Origin of the sequence: Klebsiella sp. GG_Kp175, assembly GCF_040062325.1 — a bacterium.
In the GTDB taxonomy this organism is placed as follows: Bacteria; Pseudomonadota; Gammaproteobacteria; order Enterobacterales; family Enterobacteriaceae; genus Klebsiella; species Klebsiella quasipneumoniae.
The window spans coordinates 88,948-106,659 of sequence record NZ_JBEAFX010000002.1; the positions used below are offsets into that span (position 1 = coordinate 88,948).

The following is a 17,712-nucleotide window of genomic DNA, read 5'->3' on the forward strand; positions in this document are numbered from 1 at the left end:
AATATTCGGCTGAGCAGAATTGTGCCGCCTGGATAGCGACCGGTGAGCGGTAAATTCTCTGTTTTAGCGCAAAATGTTAGCTTCGACACGCGCAGCGGCGGATATTCGTCTATGGTTTTCTGATGGCCAAATGCAGTGGCACATGAGTCTGCAATGATAAGGAGAACAATCCATGACGAGTCCCTTTTCCCGTCGCCCCGCTACCCTGCCTTATGCTCTTCGTCTGGCGCTAGGGGGTGCGTTTATCGCCCTGGCGACGTTGACCGCTGAGGCTGAAGAAACCCGTCCAATCCCGCAATCACCCGATATCCTGCTCGGTCCGCTGTTTAATGATGTGCAAAGCGCGAAACTGTTTTCTGATCAGAAAACGTTCGCTGACGCCATTCCGAACAGCGATCCGCTGATGATCCTTGCCGATTACCGGATGCAAAAAAACCAGGCCAGCTTCGACCTGCGCCACTTCGTTGAGCTGAACTTCACGCTGCCGAAAGAGAACGACGCCTATGTGCCGCCCAAAGGGCAAACCCTGCGTCAGCATATCGACGGCCTGTGGCCGGTCCTGACCCGCAGCACCGTCGAGGTGGAAAAGTGGGACTCGCTGCTGCCGCTGCCTAAGCCCTACGTGGTCCCCGGAGGACGCTTTCGCGAAGTCTATTACTGGGACAGCTATTTCACCATGCTGGGTCTTGCCGAAAGCGGTCACTGGGATAAAGTCGAAGATATGGTCGCCAACTTCGCTGCGGAAATTGACACCTGGGGCCATATCCCCAACGGTAACCGCACCTATTACCTCAGCCGTTCGCAGCCCCCCTTCTTCTCCTTTATGGTAAGCCTGCTGGCGACGCACGATGGCGACCAGGTGCTGAAAACCTACCAGCCGCAGCTGGAGAAAGAGTATCGCTACTGGATGGCCGGGGCGGACGCGCTGGCACCCGGCAGTGCCGACAAACGGGCGGTGCGGATGGCGGATGGCGCGCTGCTCAACCGCTACTGGGACGATAACGACACCCCACGCCCCGAGTCCTGGCTTGACGACGTCAAAACCGCCAAAAGCAACCCGAATCGTCCGGCCACCGAGATCTATCGCGACCTGCGCTCCGCCGCCGCTTCCGGCTGGGATTTCAGCTCCCGCTGGATGGACAATCCGCAGCAGCTCGCCACCATTCGCACCACCTCGATTATCCCGGTCGATCTCAATGCCCTGATGTTCCATCTGGAGAAAACCCTCGCCCGCGCCAGTAAAGCAGCGGGGGACAGCGCCGGCGCTACCCGGTACGACGCGCTGGCCAACGCCCGCCAGCAGGCTATCGAGAAATACCTGTGGAATGAAAAAGAGGGGTGGTACGCCGATTACGATCTGAAAACCCACAAGGTGCGCAATCAGCTGACCGCCGCGGCGCTGTTCCCGCTGTACGTCAATGCCGCGTCGCGCGAGCGAGCGACGAAAGTGGCGGCCGCCGCCGAGTCGCGGCTGCTCAAACCCGGCGGGCTGACCACCACCACCGTCAACAGCGGCCAGCAGTGGGACGCCCCCAACGGCTGGGCGCCGCTGCAGTGGGTGGCCGTCGAGGGGCTGCAAAACTATGGTCAGCAGAAGATCGCCATGGAGGTCACCTGGCGCTTCCTGACCAACGTGCAGCATACCTATGACAGCAAGCAAAAGCTGGTGGAGAAGTATGACGTAAGCTCAACCGGCACCGGTGGCGGCGGTGGGGAATATCCACTGCAGGACGGCTTTGGCTGGACCAACGGCGTCACCCTTAAGATGCTGGATCTGATCTGCCCGCAGGAGAAACCCTGCGATGCGCTGCCTGCTACCCGTCCGGCGCCAACGCCTTCACCGCAGGACAAACCTGTTGCGGCGCCCGCGGCTAACGACCCCGCCCCTGCGGAACCGCAAAAGACCGGCTCCTGACGCTTTGCCGCCCCTACCAAAATCGGTAGGGGGAAGCGGTCTCCCTGCTCACTACCGTCCCGCGCAGGCCCATTCTGCGGCTCGCGGGAAACCCTTCTCCATCCCCTCGCGCTGAACAGATCACCTTTTCGCTTGATTGCATAAATACAAACAATAATAATTCGCATTACTTTTTAACGAATAATGACAGATTCGTTTTTCCCGCGGCGGCGTACAGGAGTACCAGACCGCGCAGGTTCAGGATGATCTTATGAACGTGGCTATTTCTCGCAAACGCCCGGGGCTGCTGTACGCCCTCGCGGTCGCACTTCCCTTCACCGCGCAGGCCGAAGAGACGGTGGTGGTGACGGCCAGCCCGCCGGCATCCGCCAGCGCGCCGACTGAAGGCTATAGCGCCAGCACCTCGCTCGGGGCGACGAAAACCGACCAGCCGTTAATCACCACCGCCCAGTCGGTGTCGGTTGTCACCCGCCAGCAGATGGCGGATCAGGGGGCGAATACCATCAGCCAGGCGCTGGAATATACCCCGGGGGTCTACTCCAGCTTCGGCGGTGGCGCCACCCGATTTGACGCCATTTCCCTGCGCGGCTACCACGGCGGCGACGTCGATAACCTGTTCCTCGACGGCATGCGTCTGATGAGCGACGGCGGCAGCCATAACGTGGTGCAGATCGACCCGTGGTTTATCGAACGCGTCGATGTGATCCGCGGCCCCTCCTCCGCGCTCTACGGGCAGAGCGTGCCGGGCGGCGTGGTCAACCTGACCTCCAAGCGCCCACAGTTCAGCCCGCAGGGCCACGTCCGCCTGACTGGCGGGACGCAAAATACCAAAGGCGCGGCCTTCGATTACACCGACGCCATCAATGAGCAGTGGGCATGGCGGCTGATCGGTATGACCCGCAGCAGCGACACGCAGTATGACCATACCCGCGAAGAGCGCTACGCCATTTCACCTTCCCTGCTGTGGCAGCCGGACAGCGATACCTCGCTGCTGCTACGCGCCTATCTGCAAAAAGATCCTTCCGGTGGCTATCATGGCTCTTTGCCGCTGGACGGCACCCGCTACGCGCACAATGGCCGTAAGCTCTCCACCAGCACCAACGAGGGCGATCCGGGAGATGGCTATCAGCGCCGCCAGCAGATCTACAGCTATGAGTTTGACCACCAGTTCACCGATGTCTGGTCGGTCTATTCCGCGGGAAGCTACACCCACACCAACGTCTCCCTCGATCAGGTCTACCAGGTCGGCTGGATAGATGACAGCGACATGCTGGCTCGCGGCTACAGCGGCTCGCGCGGTTCGCTGGACGGCTGGTCAACCGATAACCGCCTGCGCGCCGATTTCAATACTGGCAATCTGGCGCATACCCTGATCCTCGGCGCTGAATACCATCGCTTCCGCAACGATCTGTGGACCGGCGCCGGCGGCGCGGCGCCCCTTAACCCGTTTACCGGCTATACCGCCCAGACCGGGCATACCGTGACCTACAGCGATGATAATAATCGCCGTTATTACCAGACCGGGCTGTATCTGCAGGATGAGATGGTCTGGGACCGCTGGCATGTGGATGTTTCCGCCCGCTATGACCGCATCGTTTCCCAGCAGGTCAGCGATACTCTGGGCACCTCAAACCGCCGTTCAGACGACCATATCAGCGGCCGCGCCTCGCTGTTGTACGCCCTGGACAACGGTCTTTCGCCCTACCTGAGCTACAGCCAGGCGATTACCCCGGCGATGCTGCCCGGCGCTGACGGCAAACCGTTGAAACCGACCACCGCCGAACAGGTCGAAGCCGGCCTGAAGTTCCAGCCGCCGGGCAGCAGCGACCTCTATAGCATCGCGATTTACGATCTGATGCAAAAGGATGTCGCCACCCGCGACCCCAACATCGCCACCGCCACCTATATTCCGGCGGGTAAGGTCCATTCCCAGGGGGTTGAGCTGGAAGCGCACCACCAGATCACCCCGCAGCTGAGCACCCTCGCCTCGTATACCTGGAATCGTCTGCGCTTCCAGGACACTAAGGACGGTACCGACAACAACACGCCGCAGCTGACCCCGGATCAGATGGCCTCCTTCTGGGCGCGCTATCAATTCCCGGCGGGGATCTCGCTGGGCGCCGGCGTCCGCTACATTGGTAAACAGTGGGCGGATGATGCCAACACCGCGCGGCTGCCGTCGGTCACGCTGATGGACGCCATGATGCGGGCCGACCTCGGCGTCTGGTCGCCGGGGCTGAAAGGCGCTTATGTGCAGGTCAACGCCAACAATATCGGCAATCGTGAATACGTTTCCGGCTGCTACGGCACCGGCAACTGCTACTGGGGAGCAGAGCGCAGCGTCATGGCCACCGTGGGCTACGACTTTTAACTGACAGCGTAAAGATAAGACTCCGCCCGTGACGGCGGAGGCTTTCGTTAACAGGTGACGTCACGCTTTGATGGCTAATATTAACTTAAAGATGCCAGGCCATTATTTCACTTGCCCCCCTGTGATGAGAGGACTTAATATGCTGGCGAAAACAGGTTAGGACGCTCACAAGGAATAAAAGTGAACCCTGTCATTAGCTATCTCACCAATTTACATCCGTTATCATTTATGGGTTACCATATATTATCCACCACAGTGATATATATTCTGGTAAATATAATTATTGCGAAGACCCGCCCTACTGAAAATACCACAGCCGTTCCGGCGCCCTATTCTATCTCACCCTCTTTTTTAGCCTGGCTACGTAATAGCGCCACCAGCGTCATTCAGCTGGCCATGTTCAGGCTGTTAAGAAAAAACTATGTCACTCTCATCCATTCTGCGGACAATATTCAACTCTGCGCCAATCAGCAGTACGCAGAATGCAAAATGACCTGTGTGGAAAAAATACTGTTTGACCATTTCGCTACGCCAAAATCCAGTGACCAGGATCTGCCGCTTTCTCTGCACGTCGCCGAAAAGAACCACTGGGCGACCGATCCTCACTGCCAAGGGCTGCGGCTCAGCCCGACGCACCAAACGTGGAATATGATATTGATTGCCGCGCCCTCCCTGCTATTGATCGCCGCGCTCGCTTGGAAAACGCTTTTTGATAATCAGGCGATAATTCACTCCAGCGTGTTCAGCTGGCTGACAATGGGGATGGTTTCCGGCCTGTGGTGGCTGTGGCTGTTATGCATCACCTTAAATGCCACCCGGCTGGACCGGGAAGGGATCGCCGTTAATATCTGTCATCACTATATTGATACCCTGAAGGAGACGCTTATTGCTGACTCAGATACCCTGACCGATGAAAACGCCGATTATTGCGTGGCGATCGGTAAAACCGCCCTGATTCCCGAAAGATTTGCTGAATATGTAAAAATCATCAACCTTATTAAGTATCCCTTTTGTCTGCAGAGGCTGGATTAACGAGGGGATGGTATGTGGAATTTTATAATGCATCTGCATCCACTGCTGTTTCTCGGCGGTTTTATACTTATCGTCCCGGGTATCTATATTGCTATTGGTATAATGATTATCCTGTCGCGGCCAGCGGCTCAGCCCCAGCCGCACGCGATGGAGGTTAGCCCCTGGCTGCTGGCGTGGCTGACCGGAGAAGGGACCCGGGTGATTCAGCTGGCAATGTTCAGCTTACTCAGTAATAAGCATCTGTGGGTCCCGGAGCCCGGGCAGGTTTTGGCTAACGGACGCTATGCAAACCACGAAATGAACGTCATTGAAAGCATACTATTTGACCATTTTGCGGTGCGAAAGCCGTGTCATGAAGATCTGCCCTGCTGCCTGAGTATCGCCGGACGTAACCTCTGGCAGGAACAGATAGCAAGTGCGGGTTTAGCCTTAAGTCCGCTGCGCCGCGGATGGAATATGCTGGCCATCAGCATCCCTTCGGTCGCCCTCGGCGTTATCGTTGCCAGTAAGACCTTTATCTGGCTCGACCTCACCGCTTACAGCATCTTCAGTTGCCTGCTCATGCCCTCGGGTTGCGTTCTGTGGGGCGGATTATGGATAGAGGCCATTAGCAAAACCATTCGTCTCGATATCAACGGCATTTCGCATCATGACGCCCATGCCTGCATCAATGCGTTACGAGAAACGTTAGCGTATAAAGGCGCGCAGGAGGATGACGCGACGGCCATGCTCTGCGTGGCGGTAAACGGCGTGGAATCGCTTCCTGAGCGCTACCGGGAATATAAAGCGTTAATAGCGCCGATTAGCGTTATCACGTCGCTGCGCACAGAGGATTAGGACCCCGCCAGGCCGGCGGGGCGAAGGTAAGGTTACATGGCGTCCAGCGCTTTCTGCAGCTTCCAGATATAGCGCGGCGCCTGCGGAGCCGGGTGTTTTTTCGCCACATGCTCGAAGAACTCATCGGCGTCGAGGTCGTTAATCTCCTCGATGGCGTCCTGCCGGTTTGACGAGAAGGTGCGCAGCAGCGCGCCAGCGCCGTTGGCATAGGAGACCACCACCGCATAGCGCATCACCTGCGGGTCTTTGATCCCCGCCAGCGGACCATTCTCCAGAATGCTCAGATAGGCGGCCCCCATCGAGATATTCCGTTCCGGGTTTTTCAGCTCACTGACCGACGGCTCGCCGCGCCAGCCCATCCGCCGGTAAACATCGCGTCCGGAGGTCGACGGCTTAAGCTGCATCAGCCCGACGGCGCCGGATTTACTCACTACCGCAGGATTACCGCCCGACTCGATGGCAATGATCGCCGTGATCAGCTGCGGATCCACGCCCCAGGCGGCGCCGGCTTTTTCACTGATCGGCATCCACTGCATCGCCCGCTTCACCGGGACCTCGGGGTTCCACGGTGGATTGGTGTAATCATGTTTCGAACTACAACCGGCCAGAAAAACGACTAAAATAAGCAACCATCTCAATTTCACACATCTATCCTTATCTACCCAAACGCCATCATGCTGCAGAACGACGGCAGCGGTACGTCCCCCGCCCGCCGACAGCCTGATGGATGACGGGTGCGGATTGAAGTTAGCCACCTGGAGATGACAATCGCCATTCCAGGCGGCATCATAACCCTTTCATTCATAGCAAGGAATTATCATGTCTCAGTTTTATCTGGTCGCGCCATCCGGTTATTGCATCAACCAGCAGGCGGCGGCCCGCGGCGTCGAGCGTCTGCAGCAGGCCGGGCACGAGGTGGCCCACCAGCAGGTCATTCCCCGTCGGCAGCAGCGTTTCGCCGGAACTGAACATGAACGGCTGGCCGATATTAACCAGCTTGCCCAGTTGCCGGGCCGCAACCGGATCGTTCTCGCGGTGCGCGGCGGCTACGGCGCCAGCCGCCTGCTGCCGCATATCGACTGGCAGGGGCTGATTGCCCGCCAGCAGCGTGACCCGTTGCTGATTTGCGGCCACAGCGATTTCACCGTCATCCAGTCGGGCCTGCTGGCCATGGGCAACGTCGTCACCTTCAGCGGGCCGATGCTCGCAGGGAACTTCGGCGCGGAGACCCTCGATCCGTTTACCGAACAGCATTTCTGGCAGGCGCTGCGCCAGCCTGAATTCACCCTCGAATGGCCGGGCGAAGGGCCGAACTGCCGGGTGGAAGGCACCCTGTGGGGCGGGAATCTGGCGATGCTGACTTCGCTTATCGGTACCCCGTGGCTGCCGGCGATCCGCGACGGCATCCTGGTGGTGGAGGATATCAATGAGCACCCGTTCCGCGTCGAACGCATGCTGCTTCAGCTGTTGCACAGCGGCGTACTGGCGGCGCAGAAGGCGGTGATCTTCGGCAGCTTCACCGGCGGCGCGCCGAACGACTATGACGTGGGATATGACCTGCCGCAGGTGTTTGATTATCTGCGCCAGCAGCTCTCTGTACCGCTGATAAGCGGACTGGAGTTTGGCCACGAGCAGCGCACGGTGACCCTGCCGCTGGGCGCGCGCGCGCGGCTGGTCAACCAGCCATCAGCCACCACCCTGACAATCAGCGGCCACCCGGTGCTGGCAGAATAAATTTCCCAGACGCATAGGCGGATTCCCTGCGAATTGTTAAAATAGTGTCACTTTTAGCCATTTTTTCACGCCAGTCAGGGAGTACGTGAACATTGGACGCCGCTGCGGTCATTAGTCTGTTTATTCTGGGTTCTGTTTTAGTAACCTGCAGTATCTTATTGAGCTCCTTTTCTTCGCGCCTTGGCATCCCGATTCTGGTCATCTTTCTGGCCATCGGGATGCTGGCAGGCATTGACGGCATCGGCGGCATCCCCTTCGACAACTACCCCTTCGCCTACATGGTGAGTAACCTGGCGCTGGCGGTGATCCTGCTGGACGGCGGGATGCGCACCCAGGCCAGCTCCTTTCGCGTCGCGCTGTGGCCAGCACTGTCGCTGGCGACGGTCGGGGTGCTGATCACCTCGGCGCTGACCGGGATGATGGCGGCCTGGCTGTTCAAACTGGATATGATCGAAGGCCTGCTGATCGGCGCCATTGTCGGCTCCACCGACGCCGCGGCGGTCTTCTCGCTGCTCGGCGGCAAGGGGCTCAACGAGCGCGTCGGCTCGACGCTGGAGATTGAGTCAGGCAGTAACGACCCGATGGCGGTCTTCCTGACCATCACCCTGATCGAAATGATCCAGCAGCACCAGACCGGCCTCAGCTGGATGTTCGCCGTGCATATCATTCAACAGTTCGGTCTCGGGATCGCCATCGGCCTCGGCGGCGGCTACCTGCTGCTGCAGATGATCAACCGCATCGTGCTGCCCGCCGGGCTCTATCCGCTGCTGGCGCTGAGCGGCGGGATCATGATTTTCGCCGTCACCACTACCCTCGACGGCAGCGGTATCCTCGCCGTCTATCTCTGCGGCTTTCTGCTGGGCAACCGGCCTATCCGCAACCGGCACGGTATCCTGCAGAACTTCGACGGTCTGGCGTGGCTGGCGCAAATCGCCATGTTCCTGGTGCTGGGCCTGCTGGTGACGCCCTCCGACCTGCTGCCGATCGCTATCCCGGCGCTGTTGCTGTCGATGTGGATGATTTTCATTGCCCGTCCGCTGTCGGTATTTGCCGGTCTGCTGCCGTTCCGCGGGTTCAACCTCCGCGAACGGGTATTTATCAGCTGGGTCGGCCTGCGCGGCGCGGTGCCGATTATTCTCGCGGTGTTCCCGATGATGGCCGGCCTGGACAACGCCCGCCTGTTCTTCAATGTCGCCTTCTTCGTGGTGCTGGTGTCGCTTCTGCTCCAGGGCACATCGCTATCGTGGGCGGCGAAAAAAGCCAAAGTGGTGGTGCCGCCCGTCAGCTGGCCCATCTCCCGCGTCGGGCTGGATATTCACCCGGAAAACCCGTGGGAGCAGTTTGTCTACCAGCTGGGCGCCGATAAATGGTGCATCGGCGCGGCGCTGCGCGACCTGCATATGCCGCCGGAGACGCGGATTGCCGCCCTGTTTCGCAACAATGCCCTGCTGCACCCCACCGGCAGCACCCGCCTGCGGGAAGGCGATATCCTGTGCGTCATTGGCCGCGAGCACGACCTGCCGGCGCTGGGCAAAATGTTCAGCCAGTCGCCGCCGGTGGCGCTCGATCAGCGTTTTTTCGGCGACTTTATACTTGATGCCGAGGCCCGCTTCGCCGATGTGGCGCAAATCTACGGCCTCGACGGCGGAGAGGAGTTCCGCGAACATCAGCAGTCGCTGGGGGAAGTGGTGCAGCAGCTGCTGGGCGCCGCGCCGGTGGTGGGCGACCAGGTGGAGTTCGCCGGGATGGTATGGACAGTCGCGGAAAAAGAGAACGATCACGTGCTGAAGGTAGGGGTACGGGTCGCGGAAGACGAGGCGGAGTGATCCGCCCCGGAACAGGTTACAGGGTCACAACCGGCACCCGCGGCGCCAGGGCGCACATCAGCTCATAGCCGACGGTGCCGCAGCTGGCCGCCACGTCGTCGATTTTAATCTCTTTGCCCCACAGTTCGACCGGCGCGCCGATCCCGGCCTGCGGACAGGGCGTTAAATCGACCGCCAACATATCCATCGACACGCGCCCGACGGTGGTGGTGCGTACGCCGTCCACCAGCACCGGCGTGCCGCTCGGCGCTACCCGTGGGTAGCCGTCGGCATAGCCGCAGGCGACGATGCCGATCCGCTGCTCCTGGGTGGTGCGATACAGGCCGCCATAGCCAATCGCTTCGCCGGGGCGCAGGTTCTGCACGGCGATGATTTCGCTGCGCAGGGTCATCACCGGCTTCAGGCCGGTGTTCGCGATATCCTGCCACTGCCCGGAGGGCGATGCGCCATACAGCACGATGCCGGGACGAACCCAGTCAAAATGCGCTTCCGGATGCCAGAGCGTCGCCGCCGAGTTGGCCAGCGAGCGTGGGCAATCCAGCCCCTCCGCCGCCTGTTCGATCCGGCGCATCGGCTCAACAATCCCCTGCGGGTTCTCCGCCTCCGCGAAGTGCGACATCAGCGTCATCTCGCCGACGTTGCTTATCGCCCGCAGCTGCTGCCAGACGGTATGCACCCGCTCCGGCATAAAGCCCAGCCGGTTCATACCGCTGTTCACCTTGAGATAGATATCCAGCGGCGCGCGCAGCTTCGCCTGCTGCAGCGCCTTAATCTGCCAGTTGCTGTGGACGCTGGTGGTTAAGCGATATTGATCCAGCACCGCCAGCTCATCGGCATGGAAGAAGCCCTCCAGCAACAGGATCGGCCCTTTCCAGCCCTGCTCGCGCAGCAGGATCGCCTCTTCCAGGTTGAGCAAGGCGAAACCATCCGCCGCGCTCAACGCACTCCATACCCGCGCCACGCCATGGCCATAAGCATTTGCTTTGACCACCGCCCACAGGCGCGACCCGGGGGCCGCGCGACGCACTATCTGTAAATTCTGCCGCAAGGCCAGCAGGTCGATACTGGCCACTACCGGACGGGTCATGCAAGCTCCTTAGTTGTGTGCGCCATGCAGATGCTGCGGACGCGCCGGGGTAAACCCGGGGCTGTAGCGGGCGACCGCCAGATCGTCGTAAGGGATCGCCGGCGTGCGGCCGGAGATCAGATCGCTGATAAGCTGCCCGGAGCCGCAGGCCATGGTCCAGCCAAGCGTGCCGTGGCCGGTGTTGAGCCACAGGTTTTTAAACGCCGTGCGCCCGACCACCGGCGTGCCGTCCGGCGTCATCGGCCGCAGGCCGGTCCAGAAGGTGGCCTGCTCAACGTGGCCGCCGCGCGGGAACAGATCGCGCACCACCATCTCCAGGGTTTCGCGACGCGGCTGCAGCAGCGCTTTATTAAAACCGACGATCTCGGCCATACCGCCGACGCGAATGCGCTGATCGAAACGGGTGATGGCGATTTTATAGGTCTCATCAAGGATAGTGGAAACCGGCGCGCCGTCTTCCTGGGCAATCGGGATGGTTAACGAATAGCCTTTCAGCGGGTAGACAGGAATATCCACCAGCCCCTTGAGCATCGCCGTCGAGTAAGAGCCAAAGGCCATGACATAGGCGTCGCCCTTGATAATCTCATCGCCGCATTTCACCCCGGCAATGCGATCGCCCTCCTGCAGCAGGGCGTCCACCGCGGTGTTAAAGCGGAAGGTGACCCCGGCCTGTTCCGCCATCGCCGCCAGACGGGTGGTAAACAGCTGGCAGTCGCCGGTTTCATCGTTTGGCAGACGCAGACCGCCGGTCAGTTTGTGGCTAACCTCCGCCAGCGCGGGCTCCACTTCCGCCAGCCGCTTCGCCTCCAGCAACTGATAGGGCACGCCGGCGTCCTCCAGCACCGCGATGTCGCGGGTGGCGTTTTCATACTGTTTGGCGGTACGGAACAGCTGCAGCGTCCCGCCCTGACGCCCTTCATACTGAATGCCGGTGGTGTCGCGCAGCGCCTTCAGGCAGTCGCGGCTGTACTCCGCCAGGCGCACCATCCGGCCTTTGTTCTCCATATAATGGCGGGTGTCGCAGTTGCGCAGCATCTGCCACATCCACTTCAGCTGGAACGACGTGCCGTCAAGGCCGATCGCCAGCGGCGCATGGCGCTGGAACATCCATTTGATCGCCTTCAGCGGCACTCCCGGCGCCGCCCAGGGCGCCGCATAGCCGGGAGATATCTGCCCGGCGTTGGCCGCGCTGGTCTCCTCTGCCGGACCGGGCTGACGGTCGATGACTGTCACCTCATGACCCGCCTGACTCAAATACCACGCGCTGGCTACCCCAACCACCCCACTTCCCAGTATGACGACACGCATAGCAACTCCGTAACAGTTAAAGAACAATCATCTAATTACAAATTGATAACTCAGTTGAAAATATTATTCAACATACGCTTTATTTATGGTGACTTAACTCACAGCAAACCGCACCAGTCCTGAGCTGTAAGATTTACGATCTCATGCTGCGCTTTATTTTTACCCAGCATTTAATTCTGCAAATGAGCACAAAAAACGGCTTTGAGATGGGGAAATCGCGAAGAAAAGCGATTGGCTGACAACACAGTTTGCTGTGCGGTGTTCTATGCTTGTTTAGAGGTTTTCCGTTCAGAGAAAACCAACAACAACGAGGGCGCGCTAATGGCTACGATTGACTCCATGAACAGGGACACCACCCGTTTAAGCGATGGACCCGACTGGACGTTCGAGTTACTGGAGACCTACCTGGCCGAAGTGGACCGGGTCGCTAAGCTCTATCGTCTTGACACCTACCCGCACCAGATCGAAGTCATTACTTCCGAACAGATGATGGACGCCTACTCCAGCGTCGGCATGCCCATCAACTATCCGCACTGGTCGTTCGGCAAAAAATTCATTGAGACCGAGCAGGCCTATAAGCACGGCCAGCAGGGCCTGGCGTATGAGATCGTCATCAATTCCAATCCCTGCATCGCTTATCTGATGGAAGAAAATACCATCACCATGCAGGCGCTGGTGATGGCGCACGCCTGCTACGGGCATAACTCGTTCTTCAAAAACAATTACCTGTTTCGCAGCTGGACCGACGCCAGCTCAATCATCGACTACCTGATTTTCGCCCGCAAATACATTACCGAGTGCGAAGAGCGCTATGGCGTCGACGAAGTGGAGAAACTGCTCGACTCCTGCCACGCGCTGATGAACTACGGCGTCGACCGCTATAAACGTCCGCAAAAAATCTCTCTGCAGGAGGAGAAGGCGCGGCAGAAAAGCCGGGAAGAGTATCTGCAGAGCCAGGTGAATATGCTGTGGCGTACCCTGCCGAAGCGCGAAGAGGAGAAGGCGATTGAGTCCGCCCGCCGCTACCCTTCCGAACCGCAGGAGAACCTGCTGTACTTTATGGAGAAGAACGCCCCGCTGCTGGAATCGTGGCAGCGCGAGATCCTGCGCATCGTGCGCAAAGTCAGCCAGTATTTCTACCCGCAGAAACAGACCCAGGTGATGAACGAGGGGTGGGCCACCTTCTGGCACTATACCATCCTCAACCATCTCTATGATGAAGGGAAAGTGACCGAGCGCTTTATGCTGGAGTTTCTCCACAGCCACACGAACGTGGTGTTCCAGCCGCCGTACAACAGTCCGTGGTACAGCGGGATTAACCCCTACGCGCTGGGGTTCGCCATGTTCCAGGACATCAAGCGCATCTGCCAGTCGCCTACCGAAGAGGACAAGTACTGGTTCCCGGATATTGCTGGTTCCGACTGGCTGGAAACGCTGCATTTCGCCATGCGCGACTTCAAGGATGAGAGCTTTATCAGCCAGTTCCTGTCGCCGAAGATCATGCGCGATTTCCGCTTCTTTACCGTGCTCGACGACGATCACAACAATTATCTCGAGATCTCGGCGATCCACAACGAAGAGGGCTATCGCGAAATCCGCAACAAGCTCTCGGCGCAATATAACCTCAGCAATCTCGAGCCGAATATCCAGGTGTGGAACGTTGACCTGCGCGGCGACCGCTCGCTGACGTTGCGCTATGTGCCGCACAACCGCGTCCCGCTGGACAAAGGGCGGCGCGAAGTGCTGAAACATGTGCATCGTCTGTGGGGGTTCGATGTGCTGCTGGAGCAGCAGAACGCTGACGGCAGCATTGAGCTGCTGGACCGCTGCCCGGCGCGGCCAAACGCGCTATAGCATTGCGGGACGTTAAAACGACGAAGGGGGCCATCGGCCCCCTTATTTTGTTTATCGATCGCGAATAGCCGGCTTAACGCACATTCATGGCTAAATCGCCGGGCAGCGATTTCTGCATCCGGTGCCAGATCTCGCCGCTGTCATGGCCGTAGCGACGAACCAGCTCATACACCTGATCGTGCAGGCCGCCTTCGCACACCTTCGCCAGCTGATGATAAAAGCCCAGCGCCAGGCTGCGCGCTTCCGGGCTGGAGAAGTAGTGGCGGCCGATGCGGGTATATAGCCCCTTCATGCCGTTGAGGATCAGGCCATAAATCGGGTTGCCGGAGGCGAAAGCCAGACCGCGGAAAATGTTGTAATCGAGATCGGCGAAGGCGTCGGCGTGATCTTCCACTTCCCGGGCGCTGTCCAGCACCGCCAGCGCTTTATCCGGATGCTGACGGAACGCGGTGCGAATAAAAATCGTGGAAATATTGGTGCGCACGGAGAGCAGGTTATCAATCAACTGCGGGACGCTGTCGTGATCGAGGCGCGCCAGTGTTTCAAGGATATTCAGCCCGGAGGTCTCCCAGAAGTTGTTCACTTTGGTGGGTTTGCCGTGCTGAATGGTCAACCAGCCGTCACGCGCCAGACGCTGCAACACTTCGCGCAGCGTGGTGCGGGTGACACCGATCAGCTCAGAAAGCTCGCGTTCAGCGGGGAGAATCGATCCAGGTGGGAAGCGGTTATTCCAGATGCTCTCAATGATATACTCTTCCGCGAAACCCGCAGGGCTCTGCGCCTTAATGACCATAATAATATTTCCATTACACATTGTTGCAATTGCACTCATCATACCAGAGCCGCTATAGCGCAGATAGCATCGCAAGTGAATTAAAAAGGGATCGCCGTTTCATTTTCCGTTTTTACTTTACGCTTTTCCTTATCTCCCGTAACCGCCGCAGCGCTGCGAAGAAAGTTGCTTCTCATTTTGCTCAACTGGTACTCTTGCCAATAGTTACGCACAAAATCATGCACTAATTGACGGGGAAGGATTCTGTCGTGGAAATTTCTTATGGCCGCGCGCTGTGGCGCAATTTTCTTGGCCAGTCGCCTGACTGGTACAAGCTGGCATTAATCATTTTCTTAATTATCAATCCGCTGGTGTTCGCCGTGGCGCCATTTGTCGCCGGCTGGCTGCTGGTGGTTGAGTTTATCTTTACCCTCGCCATGGCGCTGAAGTGCTATCCGCTGCTGCCGGGTGGCCTGCTGGCTATCGAGGCGCTGCTGATCGGCATGACCAGCCCAGCGCACGTGCGGGAAGAGATCGCCAGCAACCTGGAAGTGCTGCTTCTGCTGATGTTTATGGTGGCGGGCATCTACTTTATGAAGCAGCTGCTGCTGTTTGTCTTTACGCGCCTGCTGTTAGGGATCCGCAGCAAGATGCTGCTGTCGCTGGCCTTCTGCCTGGCCGCTGCCTTCCTCTCCGCCTTTCTCGATGCGCTGACGGTGGTGGCGGTGGTGATAAGCGTCGCCGTCGGGTTCTACGGCATCTATCACCGCGTCGCCTCGGCGCGCCCGGACGATAGCGACCTGCTCGACGACAGCCATATCGAGCAACACTACCGCGAGGTGCTGGAGCAGTTCCGCGGCTTTCTACGCAGCCTGATGATGCACGCCGGCGTCGGGACCGCGCTCGGCGGCGTCATGACCATGGTCGGCGAACCGCAAAACCTGATTATCGCCAAAGCGGCGGGCTGGCATTTTGGCGAGTTCTTTCTCCGCATGGCGCCCGTCACCCTGCCGGTGATGGTCTGCGGTCTGTTAACCTGTCTGCTGGTGGAAAAGTATCGCCTGTTTGGCTACGGCGAACCGCTGCCGCCGACGGTGCGCAAGGTGCTGCAGGAGTTTGACGATCGCAGCCGCGCCCAGCGCAGTCGTCAGGAGCGGCTACGGCTGATTGCCCAGGCGCTCATTGGCGTTTGGTTGATCGTCGCCCTCGCTTTTCACCTGGCTGAGGTCGGCCTGATTGGCCTGTCGGTGATCATCCTCGCCACCACCTTTACCGGGGTGACCGATGAGCACGCGATTGGCAAGGCGTTCACCGAGGCGTTGCCCTTCACCGCGCTGCTCACGGTGTTCTTTGCCGTAGTGGCGGTGATCATCGACCAGCAGCTGTTCACGCCGGTCATCGAGTTTGTTCTGCAGGCCTCTCCGCACGCGCAGCTGTCGCTGTTTTATCTGTTTAACGGCCTGCTGTCGTCCATCTCGGATAACGTTTTTGTCGGCACGGTCTACATCAACGAAGCGAAAACCGCCCTCGAGCATGGCGCCATCAGCCTGAAGCAGTTTGAGATGCTGGCGGTGGCAATCAACACCGGCACCAACCTGCCGTCAGTGGCCACCCCGAACGGCCAGGCGGCATTCTTGTTCCTGCTGACTTCCGCGCTGGCGCCGCTTATCCGACTCTCCTATGGCCGCATGGTGTGGATGGCCCTGCCCTACACCCTCGTACTGACGCTGGTCGGCCTGCTGTGCGTCGAGTTCACCCTGATGCCGGTCACCGAATGGTTGCTGGCTCACGGCTGGCTGGTTACCCCCACCCTGCCGTGATCCACGCGTCGCCCGGGTTCGCCCGGGCGATTCAATAACCAGTTACGTAATATTTTCCGCCGGGCCGCTGGCGTCGGTACGGTTTTCGTTTACACTGCCATGATTTAGCATCTTCCAGGGAAATGATTATGTTGCAATATTTAAACCAGTGCTCGCGGGGACGCGGCGCCTGGCTGCTGATGGCCTTGACCGCGTTCATTCTCGAACTCGTCGCGCTGTGGTTCCAGCACGTGATGCTGCTGCAGCCGTGCGTGATGTGCATTTATGAACGCTGCGCCCTGTTTGGCATCATGGGCGCGGGGCTGGTGGGCGCTATCGCCCCTAAAACGCCGCTGCGCTATGTCGCCATGCTGATTTGGCTGTACAGCGCGGTACGTGGGCTACAGCTGGCGTGGGAACATACGATGATTCAGCTGCACCCATCGCCGTTCCAGACCTGCGATTTCGCCGCCCGTTTCCCGAGCTGGCTGCCGCTGGATAAATGGTTGCCGCAGGTGTTTGTCGCGTCCGGCGACTGTTCGGTACGCCAGTGGCAGTTCCTGTCGCTGGAGATGCCGCAATGGCTGGTGGGAATTTTCGCGGCTTATCTGGTGGTCGCTATCCTGGTGATCGTTGCTCAGCCTTTTAAAGCCAAAAAGCGCGATCTGTTTGGCCGCTAAGCCGCAGCGAGTACCGCACACTGAAACGCCCTACGGGGCGTTTTTTTGTGCCTGCCGTTCATCACTGAATCGTTTCCTGTCCGTGGTTGACCACAGACACCAAAAGGTGCATATTAAATACATCTTTTATAACCCCACAGGAGCTCACATGTCATCTTTACTGATCCCCGCAGACTGGAAAGTTAAACGCTCCACCCCGTTCTTTACCAAAGAGAACGTCCCCGCCGCTCTGCTGAGCCACCACAACACCGCGGCCGGTGTCTTCGGTCAGTTGTGCGTCATGGAAGGTTCGGTCACCTATTACGGTTTTGCCAATGAACAGGCGACGGAGCCGGAGAAAAAAGTCGTGATTCATGCCGGGCAGTTTGCCATCAGTCCGCCGCAGTACTGGCACCGCGTCGAACTCAGCGACGATGCCCGCTTCAATATTCACTTCTGGGTGGCGGAAGAAACCGACGGTGAAAACGGGCTGTTTCACGCGAAGAAAGCGTGACGGG

Annotated in this window: 14 protein-coding genes and 1 pseudogene; 10 read left to right on the plus strand and 5 right to left on the minus strand. The window is 59.1% G+C overall.

The window, feature by feature from the left end:
- Positions 1-172 precede the first annotated feature (172 nt).
- From ABLU73_RS03605 to ABLU73_RS03620, 4 genes are all read left to right on the plus strand, one after another.
- Positions 173-1,915, plus strand: a complete 1,743-nt coding sequence (locus ABLU73_RS03605; RefSeq protein WP_043520531.1) for an alpha,alpha-trehalase — start codon at positions 173-175, stop codon at positions 1,913-1,915.
- 250 nt (positions 1,916-2,165) lie between these two features.
- A complete protein-coding gene (locus tag ABLU73_RS03610) occupies positions 2,166-4,286 on the plus strand; it encodes a TonB-dependent siderophore receptor (protein WP_087812352.1) in 2,121 nt (706 codons plus the stop codon).
- A 180-nt stretch (positions 4,287-4,466) separates the two neighbouring features.
- Positions 4,467-5,318 carry a hypothetical protein gene (locus tag ABLU73_RS03615; protein WP_065696932.1) on the plus strand — a complete coding sequence of 284 codons (852 nt, stop codon included), beginning with the start codon at positions 4,467-4,469 and terminating at the stop codon, positions 5,316-5,318.
- 27 nt (positions 5,319-5,345) lie between these two features.
- On the plus strand, positions 5,346-6,155 hold the full coding sequence (locus tag ABLU73_RS03620; RefSeq protein WP_227524528.1) for a TIGR04222 domain-containing membrane protein: 810 nt from the start codon (positions 5,346-5,348) through the stop codon (positions 6,153-6,155).
- Between the two features lie 32 nt (positions 6,156-6,187).
- Here the strand turns inward: ABLU73_RS03620 and emtA are convergent, their stop codons facing one another.
- Positions 6,188-6,799: a membrane-bound lytic murein transglycosylase EmtA gene (gene emtA, locus ABLU73_RS03625; RefSeq protein ID WP_004203299.1), complete on the minus strand. Its 612-nt coding sequence runs from the start codon at positions 6,797-6,799 to the stop codon at positions 6,188-6,190.
- A 175-nt stretch (positions 6,800-6,974) separates the two neighbouring features.
- Between emtA and ldcA the strand changes: the two genes are divergently transcribed.
- Positions 6,975-7,889: a muramoyltetrapeptide carboxypeptidase gene (gene ldcA, locus ABLU73_RS03630; RefSeq protein ID WP_017900195.1), complete on the plus strand. Its 915-nt coding sequence runs from the start codon at positions 6,975-6,977 to the stop codon at positions 7,887-7,889.
- Positions 7,890-7,981: 92 nt separating this feature from the next.
- A complete protein-coding gene (locus tag ABLU73_RS03635; RefSeq protein ID WP_004203303.1) occupies positions 7,982-9,715 on the plus strand; it encodes a potassium/proton antiporter in 1,734 nt (577 codons plus the stop codon).
- Positions 9,716-9,731: 16 nt separating this feature from the next.
- Here the strand turns inward: ABLU73_RS03635 and dadX are convergent, their stop codons facing one another.
- From dadX to ABLU73_RS03650, 3 genes and pseudogenes are all read right to left on the minus strand, one after another.
- Positions 9,732-10,802 (minus strand): catabolic alanine racemase DadX, encoded by a 1,071-nt coding sequence (dadX, locus tag ABLU73_RS03640; RefSeq protein WP_004203306.1) that lies wholly within the window; start codon positions 10,800-10,802, stop codon positions 9,732-9,734.
- Positions 10,803-10,811: 9 nt separating this feature from the next.
- On the minus strand, positions 10,812-12,110 hold the full coding sequence (locus ABLU73_RS03645) for a D-amino acid dehydrogenase (RefSeq protein WP_023318600.1): 1,299 nt from the start codon (positions 12,108-12,110) through the stop codon (positions 10,812-10,814).
- A 98-nt stretch (positions 12,111-12,208) separates the two neighbouring features.
- Positions 12,209-12,355 (minus strand): annotated as a pseudogene (locus ABLU73_RS03650) (hypothetical protein).
- Between the two features lie 76 nt (positions 12,356-12,431).
- Here ABLU73_RS03650 and ABLU73_RS03655 point away from each other — a divergent pair.
- A complete protein-coding gene (locus ABLU73_RS03655) occupies positions 12,432-13,964 on the plus strand; it encodes a SpoVR family protein (protein ID WP_004203310.1) in 1,533 nt (510 codons plus the stop codon).
- 73 nt (positions 13,965-14,037) lie between these two features.
- Here ABLU73_RS03655 and fadR read toward each other — a convergent pair whose 3' ends face one another.
- Entirely contained in the window at positions 14,038-14,757 is a 720-nt protein-coding gene (fadR, locus tag ABLU73_RS03660) for a fatty acid metabolism transcriptional regulator FadR (protein ID WP_004203311.1), read from the minus strand.
- A gap of 248 nt (positions 14,758-15,005) precedes the next feature.
- Here fadR and nhaB point away from each other — a divergent pair, with 248 nt between their 5' ends.
- From nhaB to ABLU73_RS03675, 3 genes are all read left to right on the plus strand, one after another.
- The gene (nhaB, locus tag ABLU73_RS03665; protein ID WP_004203313.1) at positions 15,006-16,556 is read left to right on the plus strand and encodes a sodium/proton antiporter NhaB; all 1,551 of its coding nucleotides are present in this window, start codon (positions 15,006-15,008) and stop codon (positions 16,554-16,556) included.
- Positions 16,557-16,684: 128 nt separating this feature from the next.
- The gene (gene dsbB, locus ABLU73_RS03670) at positions 16,685-17,215 is read left to right on the plus strand and encodes a disulfide bond formation protein DsbB (RefSeq protein WP_004203315.1); all 531 of its coding nucleotides are present in this window, start codon (positions 16,685-16,687) and stop codon (positions 17,213-17,215) included.
- 148 nt (positions 17,216-17,363) lie between these two features.
- Positions 17,364-17,708: a DUF1971 domain-containing protein gene (locus tag ABLU73_RS03675; RefSeq protein ID WP_032456303.1), complete on the plus strand. Its 345-nt coding sequence runs from the start codon at positions 17,364-17,366 to the stop codon at positions 17,706-17,708.
- Positions 17,709-17,712: the final 4 nt, after the last annotated feature.